This window comes from Sphingobacterium paramultivorum (assembly GCF_014109745.1).
Lineage (GTDB): Bacteria > Bacteroidota > Bacteroidia > Sphingobacteriales > Sphingobacteriaceae > Sphingobacterium > Sphingobacterium paramultivorum.
The window spans coordinates 4,459,273-4,480,787 of the sequence record NZ_CP058555.1 but is presented as its reverse complement, the minus strand read 5'-3'; the positions used below and the strand labels follow the sequence as shown (position 1 = coordinate 4,480,787).

The 21,515-nt window shown below is 39.8% G+C and carries 24 protein-coding genes; 18 read left to right on the top strand and 6 right to left on the bottom strand.

Translation table 11 applies throughout. The annotated features are described in order from the left end of the window. Window positions 1–17 precede the first annotated feature (17 nt). On the top strand, window positions 18–875 hold the full coding sequence (locus tag HS960_RS18855; RefSeq protein WP_153844868.1) for a hypothetical protein: 858 nt from the start codon (window positions 18–20) through the stop codon (window positions 873–875). A gap of 124 nt (window positions 876–999) precedes the next feature. Here HS960_RS18855 and HS960_RS18850 read toward each other — a convergent pair whose 3' ends face one another. The 6 genes from HS960_RS18850 to HS960_RS18825 all read right to left on the bottom strand — a co-directional run bounded on the left by HS960_RS18850 (window position 1,000) and on the right by HS960_RS18825 (window position 6,204). Then, window positions 1,000–2,397, bottom strand: coding sequence for an MBL fold metallo-hydrolase (locus HS960_RS18850; RefSeq protein WP_182330347.1), 1,398 nt, complete (start codon window positions 2,395–2,397; stop codon window positions 1,000–1,002). Between the two features lie 11 nt (window positions 2,398–2,408). Next, window positions 2,409–3,224, bottom strand: a complete 816-nt coding sequence (locus tag HS960_RS18845; RefSeq protein WP_182330345.1) for a sulfite exporter TauE/SafE family protein — start codon at window positions 3,222–3,224, stop codon at window positions 2,409–2,411. An 88-nt stretch (window positions 3,225–3,312) separates the two neighbouring features. Beyond that, a complete protein-coding gene (locus HS960_RS18840) occupies window positions 3,313–3,726 on the bottom strand; it encodes a DUF6691 family protein (RefSeq protein ID WP_182330343.1) in 414 nt (137 codons plus the stop codon). After that, the gene (locus HS960_RS18835; protein ID WP_198386026.1) at window positions 3,727–4,287 is read right to left on the bottom strand and encodes a YeeE/YedE family protein; all 561 of its coding nucleotides are present in this window, start codon (window positions 4,285–4,287) and stop codon (window positions 3,727–3,729) included. Window positions 4,288–4,370: 83 nt separating this feature from the next. Continuing rightward, on the bottom strand, window positions 4,371–4,811 hold the full coding sequence (locus HS960_RS18830) for a hypothetical protein (RefSeq protein WP_182330341.1): 441 nt from the start codon (window positions 4,809–4,811) through the stop codon (window positions 4,371–4,373). After that, window positions 4,801–6,204, bottom strand: coding sequence for a WG repeat-containing protein (locus HS960_RS18825; protein ID WP_182330340.1), 1,404 nt, complete (start codon window positions 6,202–6,204; stop codon window positions 4,801–4,803). The genes HS960_RS18830 and HS960_RS18825 overlap by 11 nt, the downstream gene beginning before the upstream one ends. Before the next feature lie 408 nt (window positions 6,205–6,612). Here HS960_RS18825 and HS960_RS18820 point away from each other — a divergent pair, with 408 nt between their 5' ends. The 17 genes from HS960_RS18820 to HS960_RS18740 all read left to right on the top strand — a co-directional run bounded on the left by HS960_RS18820 (window position 6,613) and on the right by HS960_RS18740 (window position 21,480). Then, the gene (locus HS960_RS18820) at window positions 6,613–7,293 is read left to right on the top strand and encodes a response regulator transcription factor (protein WP_088160011.1); all 681 of its coding nucleotides are present in this window, start codon (window positions 6,613–6,615) and stop codon (window positions 7,291–7,293) included. Then, window positions 7,283–8,665 carry a sensor histidine kinase gene (locus tag HS960_RS18815; RefSeq protein WP_088160012.1) on the top strand — a complete coding sequence of 461 codons (1,383 nt, stop codon included), beginning with the start codon at window positions 7,283–7,285 and terminating at the stop codon, window positions 8,663–8,665. The genes HS960_RS18820 and HS960_RS18815 overlap by 11 nt, the downstream gene beginning before the upstream one ends. Before the next feature lie 157 nt (window positions 8,666–8,822). After that, window positions 8,823–10,013 carry a porin gene (locus HS960_RS18810; protein ID WP_153844874.1) on the top strand — a complete coding sequence of 397 codons (1,191 nt, stop codon included), beginning with the start codon at window positions 8,823–8,825 and terminating at the stop codon, window positions 10,011–10,013. 37 nt (window positions 10,014–10,050) lie between these two features. Further along, window positions 10,051–10,353, top strand: a complete 303-nt coding sequence (ureA, locus tag HS960_RS18805; RefSeq protein WP_046674789.1) for an urease subunit gamma — start codon at window positions 10,051–10,053, stop codon at window positions 10,351–10,353. Window positions 10,354–10,368: 15 nt separating this feature from the next. Beyond that, a complete protein-coding gene (gene ureB, locus HS960_RS18800) occupies window positions 10,369–10,740 on the top strand; it encodes an urease subunit beta (RefSeq protein ID WP_075990804.1) in 372 nt (123 codons plus the stop codon). A gap of 2 nt (window positions 10,741–10,742) precedes the next feature. Further along, window positions 10,743–12,593, top strand: a complete 1,851-nt coding sequence (ureC, locus tag HS960_RS18795) for an urease subunit alpha (protein ID WP_088160014.1) — start codon at window positions 10,743–10,745, stop codon at window positions 12,591–12,593. Window positions 12,594–12,603: 10 nt separating this feature from the next. After that, window positions 12,604–13,098 (top strand): urease accessory protein UreE, encoded by a 495-nt coding sequence (locus HS960_RS18790; protein ID WP_153844875.1) that lies wholly within the window; start codon window positions 12,604–12,606, stop codon window positions 13,096–13,098. Window positions 13,099–13,121: 23 nt separating this feature from the next. Further along, the gene (locus HS960_RS18785; protein ID WP_153844876.1) at window positions 13,122–13,808 is read left to right on the top strand and encodes an urease accessory protein UreF; all 687 of its coding nucleotides are present in this window, start codon (window positions 13,122–13,124) and stop codon (window positions 13,806–13,808) included. 18 nt (window positions 13,809–13,826) lie between these two features. Continuing rightward, window positions 13,827–14,447, top strand: coding sequence for an urease accessory protein UreG (gene ureG / locus HS960_RS18780; protein WP_075990808.1), 621 nt, complete (start codon window positions 13,827–13,829; stop codon window positions 14,445–14,447). Window positions 14,448–14,459: 12 nt separating this feature from the next. Next, window positions 14,460–15,401: an urease accessory protein UreD gene (locus HS960_RS18775; protein WP_153844877.1), complete on the top strand. Its 942-nt coding sequence runs from the start codon at window positions 14,460–14,462 to the stop codon at window positions 15,399–15,401. After that, complete coding sequence (locus HS960_RS18770) at window positions 15,394–15,876, top strand: urease accessory protein UreE (RefSeq protein WP_153844878.1); 483 nt, start codon at window positions 15,394–15,396, stop codon at window positions 15,874–15,876. Before HS960_RS18775 ends, HS960_RS18770 begins: the two co-directional genes overlap by 8 nt. 42 nt (window positions 15,877–15,918) lie before the next feature. After that, window positions 15,919–16,968, top strand: coding sequence for an A/G-specific adenine glycosylase (mutY, locus tag HS960_RS18765; protein WP_182330338.1), 1,050 nt, complete (start codon window positions 15,919–15,921; stop codon window positions 16,966–16,968). A 19-nt stretch (window positions 16,969–16,987) separates the two neighbouring features. Then, window positions 16,988–17,446 carry a single-stranded DNA-binding protein gene (locus HS960_RS18760; protein ID WP_046674796.1) on the top strand — a complete coding sequence of 153 codons (459 nt, stop codon included), beginning with the start codon at window positions 16,988–16,990 and terminating at the stop codon, window positions 17,444–17,446. A gap of 239 nt (window positions 17,447–17,685) precedes the next feature. Continuing rightward, the gene (pheS, locus tag HS960_RS18755; protein ID WP_153844880.1) at window positions 17,686–18,726 is read left to right on the top strand and encodes a phenylalanine--tRNA ligase subunit alpha; all 1,041 of its coding nucleotides are present in this window, start codon (window positions 17,686–17,688) and stop codon (window positions 18,724–18,726) included. Window positions 18,727–18,851: 125 nt separating this feature from the next. Continuing rightward, a complete protein-coding gene (locus HS960_RS18750; protein WP_046674798.1) occupies window positions 18,852–19,427 on the top strand; it encodes a TetR/AcrR family transcriptional regulator in 576 nt (191 codons plus the stop codon). Window positions 19,428–19,660: 233 nt separating this feature from the next. After that, window positions 19,661–21,070, top strand: a complete 1,410-nt coding sequence (gene rlmD / locus HS960_RS18745; RefSeq protein WP_153844881.1) for a 23S rRNA (uracil(1939)-C(5))-methyltransferase RlmD — start codon at window positions 19,661–19,663, stop codon at window positions 21,068–21,070. Window positions 21,071–21,081: 11 nt separating this feature from the next. After that, the gene (locus HS960_RS18740) at window positions 21,082–21,480 is read left to right on the top strand and encodes a hypothetical protein (protein WP_182330336.1); all 399 of its coding nucleotides are present in this window, start codon (window positions 21,082–21,084) and stop codon (window positions 21,478–21,480) included. Window positions 21,481–21,515 lie beyond the last annotated feature (35 nt).

The window sequence follows — 21,515 nt, the reverse complement described above, 5'->3', positions numbered from 1 at the left end:
TCAATTTTACTGTTTTTATGGAAAATCTATATTATAAGCCCTCGGGAAAGGCTCCTGCGTTGGCATTTATTGGCTCTCTGGTCTTAGGTGCAATTAGTGCCGTTGTATTGGCAATTGTATACATCGCCTTACAATGGTTTATTCCTATTATTTATTTTAATGTATTTATTACATTGGGATTTGGTGCTGGAATATTCTATGTTCTTAACTTCTGTTTCAAACAATGGAAATTAAGAAATAAGGGCATTGCAATATTGATTACTTTGCTGATTGCAATTTTAGGCTTTTATGCCCAGTGGGCTCTTTTTGTGTCGCTGATGTACAATGCGGAGGGGACAATGGGCGGAGATACCTGGGTAAAATCGTCTTTTAATCTGGAGGGGTTTAAGGCGTTTTTCTTACACCCTTCATTTATTTGGGAAGCGATGCAGGGTTTAAATGAAGTCGGCACTTTTACTTTGAAAAAGAGTCCGGTTTCGGGCGGTATGTTGTGGGCCGTGTGGGCGATTGAAATGGGTATTATTCTGATTACCCCAATTATTATGGCATTCAGGGGTATTACTATTTATCCTTTTTCTGAAAAAGACGAAACATGGATGAATAAGCGGACATTGCCGGGAAGGTTAAAATTCGTAGCGGATAAAGATGCTGTGGTAAGCTCCTTGGGTAATCATGATTTTGCCTATGTGTATGACCATCTTTCGGATGAAGAAGAGCATTTCTCTTTTGCCACTGCCGAATTATATGAATCTGAAACGGACGACCATCAGTACCTGACCATCTATAACCATCAATTTACAGAAAAGAAAGGCAAGATGGAAGAGAAGAAGGATGAGATCATCGAATTCTTGCGGATCAATAGAAATAGTCTATAAACGAAACATACCGCCGAGCTGAGTTGCTCTATATTGAATGCAGTGGCAGCTAAAGTTCGATCGTATAGCTTGGTTCTTTAAAAAAAGATCCCAGGATAAAATATCCCGGGATCTTTTTTACATGTTATTGTACCAATGTTCCACCCTTTAATTTCCATTCATTGATGGAAGGACTATAAATTTTGACGTCCTTAATACCATTTTTTGCCAATATGGATGCCGCTATGGTTGCTCGGTCTCCAGACTGACAATGCAGGTACAGCTGTTTATTTCGATCAATTTGGTTAAGATTGTCTGCAATTGTACCAACAAAGATATGAGTCGCATGCGGTAAATGGCCCTCTGAAAACTCACTGGCATTGCGCACATCAAGTATTTGGATGTCGGATTTGCCCAATACACTATTCATCTCTTCGAAACCGATGAGTTGCTGATGTTCCAATGGAATCCCCAAATGAGGAATCGTATCAGGCGTAACATATCCAGCGACATGATCCAATCCAATGCGCATAAGCTTGCGGGCAATGTCGTCCAATTGGCTTTCCTCTACAATGAGTATAAAAGGATCCGTGTAATTAAGGATCCAACCAGCCCAGGTATTAAACGTTTTGTTATTCTGAATATTGATGCTATTGGGGAGATATCCTTTGGCAAACTCAAACTTATGGCGTGTATCAATGATAGTTGTTCCTTTATGGTATAAACCCAGAAAAGTTTCGTTCGTTAACTTGTTGTACTGAGGAACTGCCGTTTGCAAAGGCCGTGCTATTTTGTTGAGTTTTTTCATCATGGCAAAATAGCGTGGCGGTTCGGGCTGTCCTGATAATAGCTCTTCCACGAAGGCTGTTTCGTTGTTTTGGTATTGAAGCGCCCAGTTTCGTATTTTTTCATAACCAACTGTTGAACTCGGAACGGCGCCTAGCGCCTTTCCACAAGCGGATCCGGCTCCGTGTGCAGGCCATACTTGAATATGATCAGGTAGAGCCAAGAAATGTTGCAACGATCGGTACATTTGGTGGGCTCCAATTTCCTTGGTTCCGATCATTCCCGCTGCATTTTCTAACAGATCTGGGCGTCCGATATCTCCAACAAATACAAAATCACCTGTAAATATCATGACTGGCTCCATGGTTGCAGGCGTATCAATCAATATAAAACTGATACTCTCGGGCGTATGTCCGGGTGTATGGATAACCTGGAAAATCAGATTTCCAACTTGAAATTGATCTCTATGTTTTAATCCAATATGTGGAAATTCATATTGCCAATCTTCTCCACCTTCATCGGATAGATAAGGTTGGGCACCTGTCAATGCGGCTAATTCTAGTGTACCTGAAAGGTAGTCGGCATGTATATGCGTTTCCGCAATATGGGTTATGGTCAGATTATTCTTTTGTGCAATCTCAAGATAGCTGTCTACATCTCTTTTAGGGTCAATGACTAGCGCTACACCCTTGGCTTGACAACCAATGATATAACTCGAATGTGCTAAAGATGACTCAAAAATGTGTTGAAAAAACATAACGTGTGATTTTAATGATTTACAAATTGAATGAATTCGAAAGCAAAGATTAGGATGCCGATACTAATTAAAAAGTACCCAAAAATACCTTTCAATTTTGCCGCATCTAATTTGTCTTTCCATTTGGAACCAATTTGGAGGCCTATTAAAGTGATTAACGTAAAGGTAACCAATATAAACCAATTCATATGTTCCAGGAACTGATAATTAGCGATCAAACCGAATGAGGCGTTTAAACCGATGATAAACAACGAGGTGGCAATGGCCTGCTTAAGTGGAATTCCTAAGAGTAATACGAGGGCCGGTACAATGATAAAGCCTCCTCCTGCACCCACCAGGCCGGTCATGATACCGACGAGCAATCCGACGAGGACAACGTTGAAAATCTGGCCAATTCCACCTCTGAATCGATCGTGCTGAACCTGTTTACGTCTTCGTACCATTGCTGTCGCAGAAATCAGAATCACAATCGAGAAAAGCAGCATGATAATATGGTTTCTGGAGATCGCTATTTCGCCCAGGTGGAATGACTCTGGTATGGCTACAAGGAGATAACGCTTGGTCAAATAGACCGAAATTAGCGATGGAAAGAGAAAAATGGCCGTAGTTTTCAGGTCAATTTCTCTTTTTTGCAATGGAGAAATTGATCCGACCAAGGCTAATATTCCTATAGAAAACAGCGAATAGTCCAATGCATATTGAGGTTCTATATGAAAAATATAAACAAATATTGGCAATGTTAGAATACTTCCGCCGCTACCCATCAAACCCATTGATAGACCGACCAGAACAGCTAATATAAAACCAGCTATAAATATTAATTCCATTTTCTTTTTCTAAAATTTTAACTAGTGGTACAGGCGTCAGTCAGATTTCGGGTATGTGATTAATTTACTGTAAAGCAGCTAGTTAAAACTAGTGCGGCAACTTATTGCGCAAGACACCATAAAGCCAAGTACCCAACAAAGCGAAAAGAAGGACGATTCCTAGAGTCCAATAACCAGCACCGATTAGGGCAAACATTGGTCCTGGACAAGCGCCTGTCAATGCCCATCCTAAGCCAAAGATTGTTCCCCCGAGCAGATATCGTGTAATACTTTTGTCTTTGTCATAGAATGCTATTTGCATCCCGTTACTATCTTTGATTTGTTTTCTCTTGATGATTTGTACGATTATAATTGCTGTGGTCAGTGCTGTACCGATAATCCCATACATATGAAAGGAACGAAATTGAAACATTTCGTAGATTCTATACCATGATGCGGCTTCCGATTTGTATAAGATGATGCCAAACAATATACCAATGAAAATAAATTTTAATGCTTTCATTTATGCGAAAATTAGCGGAAATAAAAAATGAACCATAATGATCCCACCTAGGAAGAAACCTATAACGGCGATCAAAGAAGGAAGCTGAAAATTGCTAAGTCCAGAAATAGCATGGCCTGATGAACATCCACCAGCATAGCGTGTTCCAAATCCAATCAATACACCGCCAATACTTAAAAGTAGAAACTGAAACAAAGATCCGTCGAAAATGAAAATGGATTCAGGAAGGTAGCCTTGTAGATGGTCGATAATACCCAGCTCTTTTAAGTCGGCAACACTTTTGGAATTAATCTGGCTTGCAGTGCCGTCGCTCAAAAAATTATGTGCAATAAAACCGCCAATAGCTGTCCCAAGTACCACCAATAAATTCCAGGACTGGGTCTTCCAATCGAATCTGAAAAAAGAGGAAGTCTTTCCGGCCCCTAATACAGTACACATGGTGCGCAGATTATTGGACATGCCAAAATCCTTTCCCTGTTTGAGCAGCAGGTACATGACCAGTGCAATTAAAGGTCCTGAAATATACCAGGGCCATGGTTGTTTGATGTATTCCAATAGCATAACAATGTCCTTAAGTGATGTTACAAAGGTACATACTGCCTTTGCAAAAGCCTGTAACAAATGTTACCGAAGGAAGAAAGAATTTATAGGTCGTAATATTCGATGTTAGCGTCCTTTAGGGCTTCCGTTAGCAGGGGAAGATCATCTTCCTTTTGAAATAGTTTGTTGCGCCAGGTACGAAAGGCTGGCCCTTTGTTTTGGTTGATAATGATCAGGTTGCCACCGGAACGTTTAAGATTTCTGATATGAGAAATATTATTCAAAGGGAAAACGATTGTTTTTTTAGCATTGCTTATCTGAAGTGTATTTTCATCCAAGACCCAAGTCGATGACAAAGTCGAAGACTTTATGGCCAGATACAGTGCTAAAGGAATCATTAAAAGAGCAATAATAATCTTGAGAATTTCTTGTATGGGAACTTTAGACATCCCCATTCCGATCAAAAAGATTGAAATCAGCAAGATTAACATGTATTTTCCACGATGCAACGTCGACAAGTAGAATGTCTGTGGATTACTCTTCATATTTCTTGATAAACTTCCCTTTTGCGTCAATATAGTAAAAATTCTCTAGATCCTCCGTTACAAGCGCTAGCCCGTTTTCAAAAGCTTGGGCATTTTGTAATTTAAATGGAACAACGACTTTTCCTGTGTAATCAATGTACCCATATTTATTGTCATTAAATGCCAGTAGAAGTCTTTCACCCGCAAACGATAGGAACTCATAATCCGTTTTAAGTTGATTATGCCCAGTTTTATTAATAAGCTGGTAGGATTGGTTGACTAAAATTAACGCGAGGTTATCGCGATAATCCGAAATGGTTTCATATTTGGCAGGAAGTAAAACAGCGCCTTTTTGATCCATGATACCCGTATGTTCTCCTTCCGTAAAAAGTGCATATTCTGGGCTAGGAACTGAAATAAAGTCATATTTGGCCTGCAGCAATATTTTACCGTTTGTATCCAACAGGCCATACTTAAGATCTCTCATATAAACTACTGGACCGCCTTCGGTTTCTAAACTGAGCGATTCATATTGACATGGAATAACTTCTTTGCCGTGTATGTCTATTAAGCCAAACATTTGTGCTGCATCAGTTACGATGGCATAGTCTCCTACATAGCTATATATTGCCGTATACTTTGCTGGTGTTAATTTGTTTTCTAAGCTGTCCTGTACACCAAAATATGCTGTATTGGAATCTTGATACCAAGATAAATGGTCGTTTAGCGTGGAATCTACAGCTTCTTCAATAGGTTCACCTTCTTCATAATCCGCCGGAATTTCAAAGAGTGATTTGTCGAATGTTATTTCTTCCACCTTGGTCGCTTGTATTCCGAGCCCGGCCGATCCGATATAGAGCGCTGCCCCGGGCACTTTTTCGAGATAATCGTAAGTGCCCCAGTATAACTTTGGCAATTTTGGTGCATACCAAACGGTAATTTCCGTTTGTGGATCTTGGCTACCTGTTAGATTGAATGTTGCTTTTTCGCAGGTGATTCCTGCAATTATCTTCTTTTGATCGGGAACTAAGCTGATCTCAAAATCTCCCGAATAGGCATAATTATCACCCTCGTTTACGGCAGTCTCAATGAGTTTGCCGGTGGCCAGCTCTGTTGCAGTATAGGTTTTATTTATTTCATCCAGTAGAAAAGAGCTGCCTTCGTGGATATTGCTGATCTGTATCGATTTTCCGAATAATAAACTTTCAATTCGCATCTGGTCTTTGGTGATGAAGGCCTGCATTAATGCTTCATTATTTCCAGCCAATATTTTGATGAATTCTGAAGATGCGGTATCTGTTCCCGTTTCAGGATCAGCAAATTGATATGAAATTTTATATAGCTTTTGCTGAGCGTGTCCTTGTCCGATAAGGAGTAAAAACGCCAACTGTAAACAAAGGATAAATTGTTTCATTGTGTGATTTTAAGCTGCAAAAATATTGAAATTCGATTGATTTTTGAAATAATCTTTCGCTGTTTGTGGAAATTCTTTCAAAAATAGATATTATTGTATTTGGTTGTTTAAATCTAATTTTTGGTCTGTGCTTCAGATTCAGGTGCTCGAAATAGTCCTATCTTTTGAGTAGAGACCTTAAGTTGTGGACTATTTCTATATCAAGTGAAGTAAATCGTTGTAAGGACGACGGTTGAGATAGCGGTCTTGCGGGGGTGTATGTATTTTTTACTTGTTTTATAGGTTATTATCATATAATCGTCAAGAAAAAGCGAAAATAATTAGGGAATGTAGCTTTTTGGAAAAAGGTGAAATGTTAATTTTGTATTTTACAAACCTCGAATTTTTTACTGTTTAAAAAAGATACCTGTGGAACTATTACTAATAGAGGATGAACCATCCGTCATATCATTGATCGAAAGAGGCTTAAAAGAAGAAGGCTATCATATTAGTATTGCTATGGATGGTTATACTGGTCTAAAAATGGCGGGATTGAACCGTTATGACCTGATCCTATTGGATGTGATGTTGCCTGGTATGAATGGCTTAGATGTCTGTAAAAACATTCGGATGTCCAACAACGAAGTCCCAATTATTATCTTAACGGCATTAAATCAAACGGAGGACATTGTCGAGGCCTTTGACAGGGATGCGGATGATTACTTGACAAAGCCGTTCCGTTTAGAGGAATTAAAAGCTCGAATCAGTCGCTACAGCCGCAAATCCAAAACCATTACCGAGCAGAAAAATATATTGGTATTTGACGATCTTCAATTGGATAGAGACAGTAAATCGGTTCAACGTGCCAATTCTCCTATTATTCTCACAGCTACTGAATTTCGTTTACTTGAATTTTTAATGCTCAACCGAAATAAGGTATTAAGTCGGATCGATATCCTAGAAGAAGTATGGGGTATGGATGTCGACTTAAGTACCAATGTTGTTGACGTGTATGTGAATTACCTTCGGAAAAAGATCGATAAACAATTTTCACGTAAACTTATCCATACAGTGATTGGGATGGGCTATGTAATCCGTCATGAAAATTAGGACCAAAATAGTTCTCCTATTTTCTATCATCAGCACCCTGCTGCTTGTTATTTTTGCCATTTATGTGTCTTATTTCACGTACGACAGTCTACAGACCAAATTTTTTCATCGGCTAGAAGAGAACGCCGTGATTGTCGGAGATCATATCGTCCATCAGAAGGATGAAAATAGGGCGCTTTATATTCAGGTAAAACGTAAATACCTGAAACAATTATCTGAAGGAACAGACCATCTCATTCGTGTTGTTAAGGGAAGTGATCGAGTTCAATTGAGGCCTGAGCTGCCTATGCCAAAAACATTCTATGCCGATGTAATTCGTCATGGAAAGGGAAGATATATGCATGGTAAGACTGCCTTTGTAGCGGTATTCTTTCAGGATCATCTTCACCAGGAAAATTTGATTGTTGTATCGGAAGGTATTGATGATTACGGCCATGATGAACAGCGTCAATTGGATCGTACCCTGATCACAGGTGGGATTTTGGCGATTTTTTTAATTGTACTGATGTCTTTTTACTTTGCTGACCGATTATTGAAACCCATTAAGGATATCAACAATGATTTAGATAAAGTTGATATCGCACATTTAGACCATCGCCTGTTTAGTAAATTTAGCAATAGCAAAGATGAATTGGGTGTTTTGATTGCGAACTTAAATTCAATGCTTAGCCGATTGGATATCTCGGTTCAGTCGCAACAGAGTTTTATTGGAAATGCCTCTCATTCGCTAAAGACCCCACTTACAATTATTGGGGGAGAAGCCGAATTGGCACAACAGCTCCTGTCGAAAGAGCATGAAGCCTACTATTCCCTGGAGACTATCGCGAAATATGCGGATAAAATGGAGTTGATTATCAACAATCTTTTGCAACTATCCCGCATGGGCTTCAAGGGGGAAGTGGACAATAAAGAAATTATTCGAATTGACGAGTTACTCTATGAAATTTATAAAGCCGAAAAAAGTATTCATAAGGACCTCAAGCTTTCTTTTGATCTAACAGAAATTCCAGAAGATAGTGATGAACTTACGGTTTTGGCGAACCCGGATCTGTTTTTTATTGCCTTTAGCAATATTATTTCAAATGCATTTAAGTACGGCAATGGACTGCAGGTTGGCGTAGCCATAAGTAGCGATAGCAAAAATATTACGATAAAAGTGTTTGACCAAGGGATAGGTATTCCTAAAAAAGACCAGCCACATATTTTTACCTCTTTTTACCGTGCTTCTAATGTAGGTGACATCTATGGCAATGGTTTGGGGCTTGTTTTAGCCAAAAATATCTTTGACCTCCATGGTGCTGAATTGTTCCTCAATTCAACGGAAGGTCAAGGCACTTTGGTCGTTGTTACAATCCCAAAAACTCCTCTCTAATTTCATTTTAATCTCATCCTTATTCCATTTTTAGGTGGCTGTGATATACTTGTACCAGAGATAAGTATAACTCATGGATCTATCTTGTTGTTTCGAATCGAATTATGTTTTGAAACCGCGGGATTGCTTCGTTACCATAAAGGAACAAGATATAAGGATGAAAAAAACACTTTCACTTTTTACAACACTGGGGATTGGCATAGCATCATTGCATGCGCAGGAGCAGATCCAAACGGACTCTGTTCAGGCGCAAAGGAGCAGCTTGTTACTGAAAGAACCCGCGAGAGCAAAATCATTTCAATTGGATGTCCTGTTAAGAGCAGGCCTGCAAACGGACAATGGGGAGGGGGCGTCTCAAGCAAAAGCAAACCTTGATGATGCCCGTATTTTGATGAGCGGGGAATACAATGATAGACTGTCGTATAAAGTACGTTTTCGCTTGAATCGGTCATTTGCTCCAACGAGTCAGGATAATGGATCCAGAGCCTTGGACATGGCATTGATCAAGTACAAGTTTGGCAAGGATCTCAAATGGTCCGTTACGGCCGGCAAGCAAAGTGCGATGGTCGGGAGTTATGAATTTGAAAATAACCCAATTTACGAATATAAGTTCACAGACTATGTCGACCGTATACTGAATCTCTTTGTTGTCGGTGGAATGTTATCTTATGAAGTCAACCCGAATCATTCGTTACATGCCCAAGTTTACAACACGACCAATGATAGTTTTATGGAGCTTCATGCAAAAAATGGTTTTGCTGTAGGTGATTTGGAACGCTCTAGTGTACCAATGGGAGCCTATTTCACTTGGGTGGGTGCATTTATGGATAAGCGTTTTAATACGAAATGGTCTTACAACATCTCTCAGTTTGCAAAGGGACATACTAATCATGCCGTTTCATTAGCGAATAAATTCAAAACAGCAAAACAGATGCTATATCTTGATTTACAGTACTCTTATCTTGCTGTCGATCATGCGATGATTGCATCTTCGGCGATCAACGAATTTTATGGTAGAACTGGCGAGAACCGTGTATTGGCCAAAGATGTGAACTACAGCTCTGCCATATTGCGCTATGATCAATTTTTGAGTAAAAAATGGGAGGTTGCTTTGAAAGGTGGGTATGAGATCGCGGGATCGAGAGATGATAACCAACTCGGTAAGAATTTTCGCCAAAACTGGACCTATTTTGCGGCTTTGCAACATAAGCCGTTTCACAACCAGGATCTTCGGTTTTATTTAGGTTACGTTGGTAACACCGTAAACTATAAGGGCTATATGGATATGGCCAAGAGTCAGTACAACCGCTTAGCCTTTGGGGCATATTTTACCATTCCAGTTTTATAATAATTTCTTTAACAAATTAACAAATAATTATTTTTTTATGCGTTTAACACCGAGAGAAACAGAAAAGCTGTTGTTGCATTTGGCCGGCGAATTGGCGGCTAAGCGATTGAAACGCGGGGTAAAATTAAATTATCCAGAGTGTATCGCTTACATCAGTGCCCAGATTATGGAGGAGGCTAGGGACGGAAGGTCTGTGGCGGACTTAATGTCTTATGGTACTACCTTATTGAAGAGGAGCCAAGTCATGGAAGGAGTCCCCGAGATGATCCATGATGTACAGATCGAAGTTACTTTTCCGGACGGAACTAAATTGGTGACTGTCCATGATCCTATTCGTTAATAAATATTGAATGATATGATTCCAGGAGAATACATTTTAAAAAAAGAGGAAATCAAAGCTAATGTTGGGCACAGAACCACAAGCATTGTTGTGAAAAATGAAGGTGATCGACCGATTCAGGTAGGTTCACACTATCATTTCTTTGAAGCGAACAAGTTGCTTTCCTTCGACAGGGAGAAAGCGTTTGGGATGCGCTTGAATATTCCAGCCAGCACCGCTGTTCGTTTTGAACCAGGGGAACAAAAATCAGTTGTTCTGGTTGAATTTGGCGGAAGTAAGGAAATCCACGGTTTTAATGGATTGACAAATGGGAAGTATACAGATCAATCGGTGAAGACCAAAGCCATTGATAAAATGAAAAAATTGAAATTCAGACAATCTAAATAAATATGGGAGGATGGAATAGACGCGAATGGATTAAAGTTGTAGGGCTCACTACTTTGGGTACTACTGTTGGTCTACATGCGCTTGGTTTAGATAAACTAGGTTTAGATAAATCATCTGTAAAATATGTTGATGGGGAACTTTATATCCCGAGAGACAAATATGCGGCTCTTTTTGGACCGACCACTGGAGATAAGGTTCGTCTGGCAGATACAGAGCTTTTTATTGAAATTGAAAAAGATTTCAATGTTTACGGAGAAGAGAACAAATTTGGTGGCGGTAAAACTATTCGTGATGGTATGGGGCAATCTGCTCGTGCCTTGCGTGATGAGGGTGTGTTGGATTTTTGCATCACTAATGTCATTATCATTGATCACTGGGGTATTGTAAAAGGCGATATCGGTATTAAGGATGGTAAAATTGTAGGTATTGGTAAAGCTGGAAACCCAGATGTACAGGATGGTGTAACCGAGGGCATGATCATCGGTGCTTCTACGGAAGTTCATGGGGGAGCGGGCTATATCCTAACTGCAGGCGGTATTGATACGCACATTCACTTTATCTCGCCGCAACAGATTGAAACAGCGCTATATTCTGGTGTAACTACTTTTATTGGCGGCGGTGCGGGACCAGCAGATGGAACACTGGCAACGACAGTGACTTCAGGAAAGTGGTATATCGAGCGTATGTTTGAAGCTTTTGAAAACCTTCCTATCAATGTTGGTTTTTTCGGAAAAGGTAACGTATCGACCACTAAACCTATCGAAGAACAAATTGAAGCTGGTGCACTGGGCGTGAAAATCCATGAAGATTGGGGAGCGACTCCGGCAACAATTGATGCGGCATTGAAAGTTGCTGATAAATACGATGTACAAGTTGCGATCCATACCGACACACTGAATGAGGCCGGTTTCTTGGAAGATACTGTTGCTGCGATAGATGGTCGTGTAATCCATACTTTTCACACGGAAGGAGCCGGCGGTGGACACGCTCCGGATATTATTAAGATCGCCATGTATCCCAATATCCTCCCTGCATCTACCAATCCAACAAAACCTTTTACGGTAAATACTGCTGAAGAACACTTGGACATGCTGATGGTCTGCCATCACTTGGATAAAAATGTGAAAGAAGATGTGGCATTTGCTGATTCACGTATCCGTCCACAGACAATTGCTGCCGAGGATATTTTGCAAGACATGGGCGTATTTTCAATTATGAGTTCGGATAGCCAAGCGATGGGACGTGTGGGAGAGGTCATTTCCCGTACATTCCAAACCGCCCATAAGATGAAAATCCAACGCGGCCCTTTAGCTGAAGATCAAGGCAAAGAAAATGATAACTTCCGTGTCAAACGTTATGTGTCTAAATTTACCATCAACCCTGCTAAAGCACATGGTATTGACCAATATATTGGTTCGATTGAAAAAGGAAAGTATGCAGATTTGATCCTTTGGAAACCAGAATTATTTGGTGTAAAACCCGAGTTGATCATCAAAGCCGGTATGATTTTGGGCGCTAAAATGGGGGATGCCAATGCGTCAATTCCGACACCACAGCCAATCATTTATAGGCCAATGTTTGGGAATTATGGTAAAGCAGTTTCAAAACTATGCTTCAATTTCGTTTCGAAAATTTCTTTGGAGAACGGAAATATTCAAAAATTGAATTTGTCGCGTAAATGCCTGCCTGTGGAGGGATGTCGTACGGTGATGAAAAAAGATATGGTCCATAATCATGCAACACCAAATATCGTCGTTAATCCAGAAACCTATGAAGTAACAGTCGATGGTGTGTTGGCGACCTGTGAACCATTGAAGGAACTTCCAATGGCCCAACGGTACTTCTTATTCTAATTGGTTATTTATGTTGTTAGCAAGAGACATTAAGGGGAATATTTGGGCCGATAGCACAGATCAGAACGGTGTTGAACTTGATTTTTTGGAACTCGAATGGTTTGATACGGAAAGACGTATTATCCGAGGGTTCACTGTTGAAGGCCGTGAAATAGGCTTTAAAAATTTGGGGACGGAATCCTTGTTTGACGGTGATATTTTGTTCGAAACAAAGGAACTGCGCATTGCTGTTCGAATATTGCCCTGTCCTTGCCTTGTTGTACGTCCCAAAAACCTCTTGGATATGGCTCGGATATGTCTCGAAATTGGCAACAAACATATCCCTGTTTTCATCAACGCTGCACATGAAATTATTGCAGCCTATGAAAATCCCCTTTGGGAAACCTTAGAAAGGGCAGGTTTTACACCGACGAAAGAACTACGGGTGATTGAAAGAACCCATACGTTACGCATACATCAGTATGCCGTAGTCCAGCACAAAATTACCTTGGCCAATGGGCTCTAATACTTAATTAATAACGATTACATATGAATCCATTGTTGACATTAATGCAGATTAATGATTCTGTATTTCCGATTGGAGGCTTCACACATTCCTATGGCTTGGAAACTTATATCAATAAAGAGATTGTACATGATGCTAAAACTGCAAAAGAATATGCACAGACTTTATTGGAGCATAGTTTCTATTACAACGATGCCGCTTTTTTTCATAAGGCCTGGCAATTGTGTGAATCAAGAGCAACTAGGAAAAAGATCGCTGAACTGGATGCATTGATAACCGCTTTCAAAGCCCCTTATGAGATTCGGGATGCCAGTAAGAAATTGGGAATACGGTTTTTAAAATTGACAGAAAAGTTAAAACCGGTCAAGCGTTGTTCGGCTTATCTAAAGGCGATAAATGCGCAAGAATTGCATGGTCACTATGCGATGGCATTTGCCATGTTTGCCCATGCGCAGGAAATTAGTTATGCAGACGCACTGAGTGCTTTTTATTATAATTCTTTGAATGGTATTATGACAAATTGTGCCAAACTGGTTCCAATTAGCCAAATGGATGCACAGCAGATTTTGTTTAAACTACAGCCCTTGATTAATAAATTGGTTGGATTACAGCCCGAACTGGATGATGATCTGATCGGAAATTGTTGTATCGCTCAGGATATTCGATGCATGCAACATGAAAAATTATACACGAGAATTTACATTTCGTAAAAATAACTGAAATAAAAGATGTCTAAGAGAAATTACGTGAAAATTGGTGTTGCTGGTCCTGTGGGCTCTGGCAAGACGGCACTTATTGAACGGTTGACACGTTCGATGTCGGCAGATTATAGTATCTGTGTCGTAACAAATGATATTTATACGCGTGAGGACGCTATGTATCTACAACAGAATTCGGCCCTGCCCGCTGAACGTATTATTGGTGTTGAAACAGGGGGCTGTCCGCATACGGCTATCCGTGAAGATGCTTCGATGAACATTGAAGCTGTAGAAGAATTAGCGAATCGTTTTGCGGATGTGGAACTGATTTTTGTTGAAAGTGGGGGCGATAACCTGACGGCGACTTTTAGTCCGGATCTAGCCGATCTGACCATATTTGTTCTCGATGTTGCTGAAGGAGAGAAAATGCCGCGTAAAGGTGGGCCAGGTATTACGCGCTCGGATTTGTTGTTGATCAATAAAATAGACCTTGCTCCTTATGTAAATGCCGACTTGGAAGTTATGCGCCAGGATACAATCCGCATGCGCGGTGAACGACCATTTATTTTTACAAACTTAATGACTTTAGAAGGTTTAGAAGATGTGAAATCATGGATCAAAAAGTATGCTTTGTTGGAGCCCGTAGGTTAAAATTTATCGTATATGGATAGCAAAATCGTATTAAATGTTGCCAAAGAGGACGGCAGAAGTAGATTGAAGGAAAGTTATCATAATGCACCTTATAAACTAACGCATTATGGCGCGTCAGGATTGACCAATCATTTGGAAATGATCATCATGAGTGCATCGCCTGGTATTATGGATACGGATTATTTGCACATTGATGTTCATGTGAAAAAAGATGCACAATTGAAACTTTTTACACAGTCATTCAATAAGCTTCATCCCATGAAAACCGGAGCAAGACAACATACGGACGTGCATGTGGATGCCGGAGGCCTGTTTCATTACATTCCACATCCAGTAACGCCGTTTAAGGATTCTATTTTTAAGGCAAGCAATCATATTCACTTGGCTGAAGATGCAGTTTTGATGTGGGGGGACATTATTAGTGTGGGAAGAATCCACATGAAAGAAGCTTTTGAGTTTGGTAGCCTGCATACCCAAACCAAGATTTTTAGACAAGGTAAACTGTCCTTTATTGACAATCAGCTTTTGCGTCCCAAAAGTCAGCCGATACAGAAGATGTTATTTTTTGAGGGATACACCCATCAGGCAACTTTTGTGTTCTCGGCTCTTTTTGCGCAAGAATTAAAATATGAATTGGATGAAATCCTAACTGTTGAATACAATGACATCTCTTACGGCTTTACGCAGGCTTCAAAAGATGTGGTTATCCTACGTGCTTTGGGTACTGATGGAGAGTTGCTTTATGACTTTTTACATATGTTGGGGCAATTGTGTTGGGATTTTACAAAACATAAGCTTTCTGAAAAGAAGGAAGACACAACAGTTGAAGCTATAGCCGAAGATGAGAAATCGAAGGCGCAGGAAATCACCGTCATTGAACACAGAAAACCTCGTCGAAAAAGTAAGCGGGAGTTGGTGGATGCTGTAGTGGTGGAAGGAACTAACTATGCATAAGGGAAACCTGCACGACGAGATATGGATTGATGTTATCCCTGATTTTGACAAATTGAAGCTGGGCCGCGATTCAGATATTTTGGATCTTTCCTATTATGAAGTAAATAAGCGCGTTATCCAGCGGAAAACAAGAAAGGGTAATCTAGTGCGCATACAGCGTGATGATAGCAGCGCATTGCGTTCAGGGCAGTGTATTTATCATCGCGGTGATTTATTTATCCAGGTCAACATTTTACCTTGTCTTTGTGTATTGTTGGATAGTCAGAATCTATCTGTTGTGGGCGAGTTCTGCTTCGACGTGGGCAATCGACATTTGCCGGTTTATCTCAAAGCCGATGGGCGATTTGCTGTTTCTTATGATGGACGTCTCTATCAGGCGCTAAAGGAAAAATATAAGGGCTTTATCACATTGGAAAATACGATTTTAGAACCTGATGAACAGATTACCTACATTCGTAGACCTATCCTCGAATGATGGAATGTTGGTATTAGCGAAAAATTACGCATTTTTGTCGCTATGAAATTTGGCGAGGAATTGCAAGTATGGTATCGACAACATAAGCGAGATCTACCGTGGCGAGAAACAAAAGATGCCTACAAAATATGGCTTTCTGAAATTATTCTGCAACAGACTCGTGTCGAACAGGGTTTGCCCTATTATGAACGTTTTGTCGAGCGATTTAAGAATGTTGTGGAATTTGCGAATGCAGAAGAAGATGATATTCTCCATCTTTGGCAAGGTCTGGGTTACTATTCTAGAGGCCGGAATATGCATAAGGCCGCGCGAATAGTTCGCGATCAGTATCAGGGTGTTTTTCCGGTAGATTATCAAACATTAATAACGCTTCCTGGAATAGGAGAGTATACTGCTGCGGCGATATCCTCTTTTGCGAACGATGAAGCCCAGGCGGTATTGGATGGAAATGTGTTTCGTGTATTGGCGCGATACTATGGCATAGAAACACCTATCAATTCTACGGAAGGAAAGAAGATTTTTACAGCTATAGCCAAAGAAAATCTTGATCCTAAACACCCGGCATTGTATAATCAGGCGATAATGGATTTTGGTGCTACCCATTGTAAGCCCAAGCTGCCTTTATGTGAATTCTGTATGTTTCGTCCTTCCTGTTATGCGTTATCTAAAGGCCAGGTAGATCAATTGCCTGTAAAGCTTAAAGCCAAGGCAAGCAAAGATAGATACTTTAATTATTTTATCTTGAAGGACAACGATCGGATACTGATGTCTAAACGCGGTGAAGGTGACGTTTGGCAGAATCTATATGAGTTTCCACTTTTGGAGTCTAATTACAGCTTGTCAATTCCGGATGTTCTTAGCGATGAGTGGTTTATTTCCTGTTTCGGCTCCGATGCAGAGCTGCATGTTTTACAGCAGCAGACAAAACATATCTTGAGTCATCAGAATATTTATGCGACATTTTTTGAGGTGCGGTTAAAAGGCGATCTAATTCAAAAAAAATCCAATTGGGATTATGTATTTCTAAAAGATTTAGATAAATTAGCTAAACACAAGTTGATCTTTACCTTTTTGGAAAGATCAAATTTTTAACCATTTATGCTTTTAAATTATGTCAGGAGTTAACAAAGTCATTTTAGTGGGACATCTTGGAAAAGATCCCGAAATTCGCTATTTAGAAGGCAATGTCTCTGTTGCCAGTTTTCCATTGGCAACATCAGAAACGTATAACAAAGACGGAAAAAGAGTAGAACAAACCGAATGGCACAATATTGTTATGTGGCGAGGTCTGGCTGACGTGGCTGTAAAATATCTAACAAAGGGGAAGTTAGTTTATATTGAAGGTCGGCTGCGGACTCGTACTTATGAGGATAAGGAAGGTATTAGACGATATGCTACCGAGGTTGTCGCTGAAACTTTTACGCTTTTAGGCCGTAAATCGGATTTTGAGCCGAATGCAGGTGTAAGTGCTGGTAATACAGCAAACACACAAGCGCAAAAAGTCGAAGATAAGGAAGTGGAGGTCGATTTTACGGAGAATGATCAGGAGGATAATCCATTACCATTTTAAGCGGAAGAATTTGAGATTATGTAAAAACTTTACATGTATAGTAAATATAGTAAAATCATCGAAAAACAAAAGAGCAGGCAACTATGCCTGCTCTTTTGTTTTATTCGTATTTTGGGGGTTGAAATCTGATAGCTTTCTCCCAAGCGAGTATGCTGTTTCTGTTGCGTGTTTTTTTATGATGCTCAGTCGAAGTTCAAAATTTCTTTTTAGCGGAAATTTTGGCTATGTTTGCTCTAATTATGTTGCAAGATAGAATTACGCAGTATACTGAAGAGATTAAGGCATTTGTGCCAACTTCTTCAGCCGATGTAGAAAATTTCAGATTGAAGTTTTTGGTTTCCAAAGGGATTGTGAAAAATCTTTTTGATGAATTCAAAACAGTTACGCCTGAAGAGAAACGTACTTTGGGAAAAGTGTTGAATGAATTTAAGCAGTTAGCAGAAAATACATTCAAAGAAGCACAAGAAAAGTTCGGGTCTGGTGATAAGCAAAAATCCCAGGAATTAGCGAGTGATTTAACATTGCCTGGTCAAGGTTTTCAACTGGGGTCTAGACATCCAATCTCTTTAGTTCGTAAAGAAATTGTTGAAATTTTCAAGAAATTGGGTTTTATTGTGTCAGAAGGGCCGGAAATTGAAGATGACTGGCATAATTTTTCTGCGTTGAATTTTCCGCCGGAACATCCTGCGCGTGATATGCAAGATACTTTCTTTATCAAAAAACAAGAAGGTAATGACATTACATTGAGAACGCATACCTCTTCGGTTCAGGTGCGTTTAATGGAAGCCGGTAAACCACCGTTTCGTGCAATAATGCCTGGACGTGTTTATAGAAATGAAGCTATATCAGCACGTGCACACTGTTTCTTTCATCAAGTAGAAGGTTTATATGTAGATGAAAATGTTTCTTTTGCGGATTTGAAACAAACTTTATATCATTTTGTTCAAGAGATGTATGGCGAAGGTACCAAAGTACGTTTCCGTCCATCCTATTTTCCTTTCACTGAACCTTCGGCAGAAATGGATATCTCCTGTACAATCTGTAAAGGGGCAGGGTGTAACTTGTGTAAGTACTCTGGCTGGGTAGAAATTTTAGGCTGCGGTATGGTCGATCCTAACGTGCTTGATAACTGTGGTATCGATAGTAAAAAATATTCGGGTTTTGCTTTTGGTATGGGAATAGAACGTATCACAAACCTTAAATATGTGATTAAAGACCTACGTCTTTTCTCAGAAAATGACACACGTTTCTTGTCTCAATTTGAGACTGAATTAATATAAATTAATCATTGTAAAGATTGTGGCATCACATTATTCTCTACGATAACTAGGCAAGAGAATAATGTGATGCTTTTTGGTCTTTAAGCTTTGTAGATGACTTTCAACATTCGTACGATCTAACGTATATGGAACCAGATTATATTATTGAATCCATAAAAAGAACAGCACGTGAGCTCTTTCGTCAAAATGGCTACCATAAAACCAGTGTAAACACATTGGCAAAAAAAGCTAAGATTGCGAAGGCGACGGTGTACAAGTATTTTGATAGTAAAGAGATGATCTTGCATGCCATTCTTATGGATTATCTTCGTGCGAGTCTGCAGGATATTTTGAAAACAACCAAATATGAAGATGATATGGCTTCGTTTTTGGCTTCAACAATTTTGCGGGTAAGCCGACTGACTTATACGGCTTGCAATGAATTGATCGGTTGGGAGTTTATCCGGGAATCTGCGAACGCACAAGAATATTTAAAAACGCTTTCTGAAGATTTGGAGTTTTTGCTCCTAAGCACATTCATTCAGAATGAAAAAATAAATGAAGCGATTAGCGAAGAAAAGCTGACCTTTTTGATCAAGTCCAGTAAAAGCATTGTGTTTTCTTTTGCTTTTACGGCCGTCTCAGATGCCGATGTACGAAAAAACTTTATTTCGTTTCAGAAAGAGATCCTTCCTTATCTTGTTCAGGCAACAGTTCAGTAAAATTATCCTAAGCCTTTCATCTCTGCCCAAATCGCGGCGCCATCTTTTGAGTATAGCTCTCTTTTCTTATGATTCTCTTGTAGGGGAGTTGCTTTTGCTCATATTCCTTTGTCCCATTGTTTCCTTTACGAAGTTACGAGCCTGTTAAGAACCCGTTTATACCAGTGATAATCAATGCCTATAAATAATTTATGCAGATGGAAAATCGGTATAAATTTGTATTTTTGCACCCTATGAGTAGAAGAATTCCGCAAGATAAAAAGTTCTTGAAAGATATTGCCATCATTGATATTGCCGAAGAGGGTAGAGGTGTTGGAAAAACCGAAGATTTGGTTTTGTTTGTAGAAAAAGCTGTTCCTGGTGATGTTGTTGACGTGGAGCTTATGCGCAAGAAAAAGAATTTTGCGGAAGCTCGGGTAACCAGTTTAAAAGAGGCTTCATCTTATCGCGTAGATCCGTTTTGTGCACATTTTGGAGTGTGTGGTGGATGTAAGTGGCAGCATATGACCTATGATGCTCAGTTAAAATTTAAGCAACAATCTGTCGATAATGCGCTGTCGCGTATTGGGAAAGTAGATACTTCTGCGATGGAAAGTATTTTAGGCTCTGTGCAAACAGAATATTACAGAAATAAATTAGAATATACTTTTTCAAACAAAAAATGGTTGACTTCTGTTGATGAAGATTCGTCCCAATTAGAAATGAACGCACTGGGTTTTCACGTGCCTGGACGTTTTGATAAGATTTTAGATATCGATCATTGTTTTTTGCAAGAAGATCCTTCAAATGAAGTTCGTAATAGCATTCGTGATTTTGCTCTTAGTCAAGGTATGACGTTCTACGATCTGCGTGAGCACGCAGGTGTATTGCGCAATTTGATTATCCGTATTTCTTCAACCGGGGAGATGATGGTGATCGTTGTGTTTGCATATCCGGAAGAAGGACAGGTTGAGTTGTTGATGGAATTTGTTAAAGAAAAGTTTCCGCAAGTCGCTTCTCTGTTATATATCGTAAACCAGAAACGCAATGATACAATCTTCGACCAGGATATTCATGTGTATGCCGGTCGTGATTTTATCTATGAGGAGATGGAGGGTTTGCGTTACAAAGTAGGGCCTAAGTCGTTCTATCAAACAAACTCTGCGCAAGCGTATGAGCTGTATAAAATCACACGTGACTTTGCCAATTTAAAGGGGGATGAGTTGGTATATGACTTGTATACAGGAGCAGGTACAATTGCAAACTTTGTCGCTAAGAAGGCAAGAGAAGTTGTTGGTGTAGAGTATGTCCCTACCGCCATTGAGGACGCTAAAGTCAATTCGTCGATCAATGATATTACGAATACAAAGTTCTATGCTGGAGATATGAAAGATGTGTTGACCCCTTCCTTTATCGCCGAACACGGTAAACCAGATGTGGTGATTACCGATCCACCACGTGCAGGAATGCACGCTGACGTTGTAGCTCGTTTGTTAGAAATGGAATCTCCGCGTATTGTGTATGTCAGTTGTAATGCTGCTACACAGGCACGCGATTTGGTGTTGTTGGGCGAAAAATATGAAGTGAAACGCATCAAGCCAGTAGATATGTTCCCGCATACCCAACACGTTGAAAATGTGGTTTTATTGGAGTTAAAGAAGTAATAGCATACAGTATGGAAGTAGAAGATTTGTTTGCAGGATCTGCAAGAGAAGAAAATGCGCCGTCTACAGAGCAAAGTCCATTAAAGAGTCTGCAGGTAGATCTCGATTTTTATAGTGAATCAATCCGCGAAGTAGCGCTGGAGATTGTTGAAGAAGGTTATTCTGACTACCCAATTTTTGTCGCACATCAGCATGAAGTTTCCGTTGGCGAAGTGATACTAGATCGCAAGGAATTGGAGACGAAATGGAGCATAAACGCCTCTACATTGGAAGAGTTTGTAGAAATGGATATTATTCAAGAAGATCGTAAAGCGTCTTTTATTCAGAACTATAAGCCTGCGAAAGACTATATGTGCTTGTTTGTTGTAGTTGCTGAAGGGGCTAATTTTGTTTTTTATCCATACAAATGATAAACAAAGAATATTTAAACTTTTTTAACAATACA

Coding starts and splice junctions, on each gene's coding strand:
- pheS (WP_153844880.1), top strand. CDS start 17,686: ATGTTGCAAGATAGAATTACGCAGTATACTGAAGAGATTAAGGCATTT.
- HS960_RS18750 (WP_046674798.1), top strand. CDS start 18,852: ATGGAACCAGATTATATTATTGAATCCATAAAAAGAACAGCACGTGAG.
- HS960_RS18850 (WP_182330347.1), bottom strand. CDS start 2,397: ATGTTTTTTCAACACATTTTTGAGTCATCTTTAGCACATTCGAGTTAT.
- ureA (WP_046674789.1), top strand. CDS start 10,051: ATGCGTTTAACACCGAGAGAAACAGAAAAGCTGTTGTTGCATTTGGCC.
- mutY (WP_182330338.1), top strand. CDS start 15,919: ATGAAATTTGGCGAGGAATTGCAAGTATGGTATCGACAACATAAGCGA.
- HS960_RS18770 (WP_153844878.1), top strand. CDS start 15,394: ATGCATAAGGGAAACCTGCACGACGAGATATGGATTGATGTTATCCCT.
- HS960_RS18785 (WP_153844876.1), top strand. CDS start 13,122: ATGAATCCATTGTTGACATTAATGCAGATTAATGATTCTGTATTTCCG.
- HS960_RS18825 (WP_182330340.1), bottom strand. CDS start 6,204: ATGAAACAATTTATCCTTTGTTTACAGTTGGCGTTTTTACTCCTTATC.
- ureB (WP_075990804.1), top strand. CDS start 10,369: ATGATTCCAGGAGAATACATTTTAAAAAAAGAGGAAATCAAAGCTAAT.
- ureC (WP_088160014.1), top strand. CDS start 10,743: ATGGGAGGATGGAATAGACGCGAATGGATTAAAGTTGTAGGGCTCACT.
- HS960_RS18835 (WP_198386026.1), bottom strand. CDS start 4,287: ATGCTATTGGAATACATCAAACAACCATGGCCCTGGTATATTTCAGGA.
- HS960_RS18815 (WP_088160012.1), top strand. CDS start 7,283: ATGAAAATTAGGACCAAAATAGTTCTCCTATTTTCTATCATCAGCACC.
- rlmD (WP_153844881.1), top strand. CDS start 19,661: ATGAGTAGAAGAATTCCGCAAGATAAAAAGTTCTTGAAAGATATTGCC.
- HS960_RS18790 (WP_153844875.1), top strand. CDS start 12,604: ATGTTGTTAGCAAGAGACATTAAGGGGAATATTTGGGCCGATAGCACA.
- HS960_RS18810 (WP_153844874.1), top strand. CDS start 8,823: ATGAAAAAAACACTTTCACTTTTTACAACACTGGGGATTGGCATAGCA.
- HS960_RS18775 (WP_153844877.1), top strand. CDS start 14,460: ATGGATAGCAAAATCGTATTAAATGTTGCCAAAGAGGACGGCAGAAGT.
- HS960_RS18855 (WP_153844868.1), top strand. CDS start 18: ATGGAAAATCTATATTATAAGCCCTCGGGAAAGGCTCCTGCGTTGGCA.
- ureG (WP_075990808.1), top strand. CDS start 13,827: ATGTCTAAGAGAAATTACGTGAAAATTGGTGTTGCTGGTCCTGTGGGC.
- HS960_RS18840 (WP_182330343.1), bottom strand. CDS start 3,726: ATGAAAGCATTAAAATTTATTTTCATTGGTATATTGTTTGGCATCATC.
- HS960_RS18740 (WP_182330336.1), top strand. CDS start 21,082: ATGGAAGTAGAAGATTTGTTTGCAGGATCTGCAAGAGAAGAAAATGCG.
- HS960_RS18760 (WP_046674796.1), top strand. CDS start 16,988: ATGTCAGGAGTTAACAAAGTCATTTTAGTGGGACATCTTGGAAAAGAT.
- HS960_RS18845 (WP_182330345.1), bottom strand. CDS start 3,224: ATGGAATTAATATTTATAGCTGGTTTTATATTAGCTGTTCTGGTCGGT.
- HS960_RS18830 (WP_182330341.1), bottom strand. CDS start 4,811: ATGAAGAGTAATCCACAGACATTCTACTTGTCGACGTTGCATCGTGGA.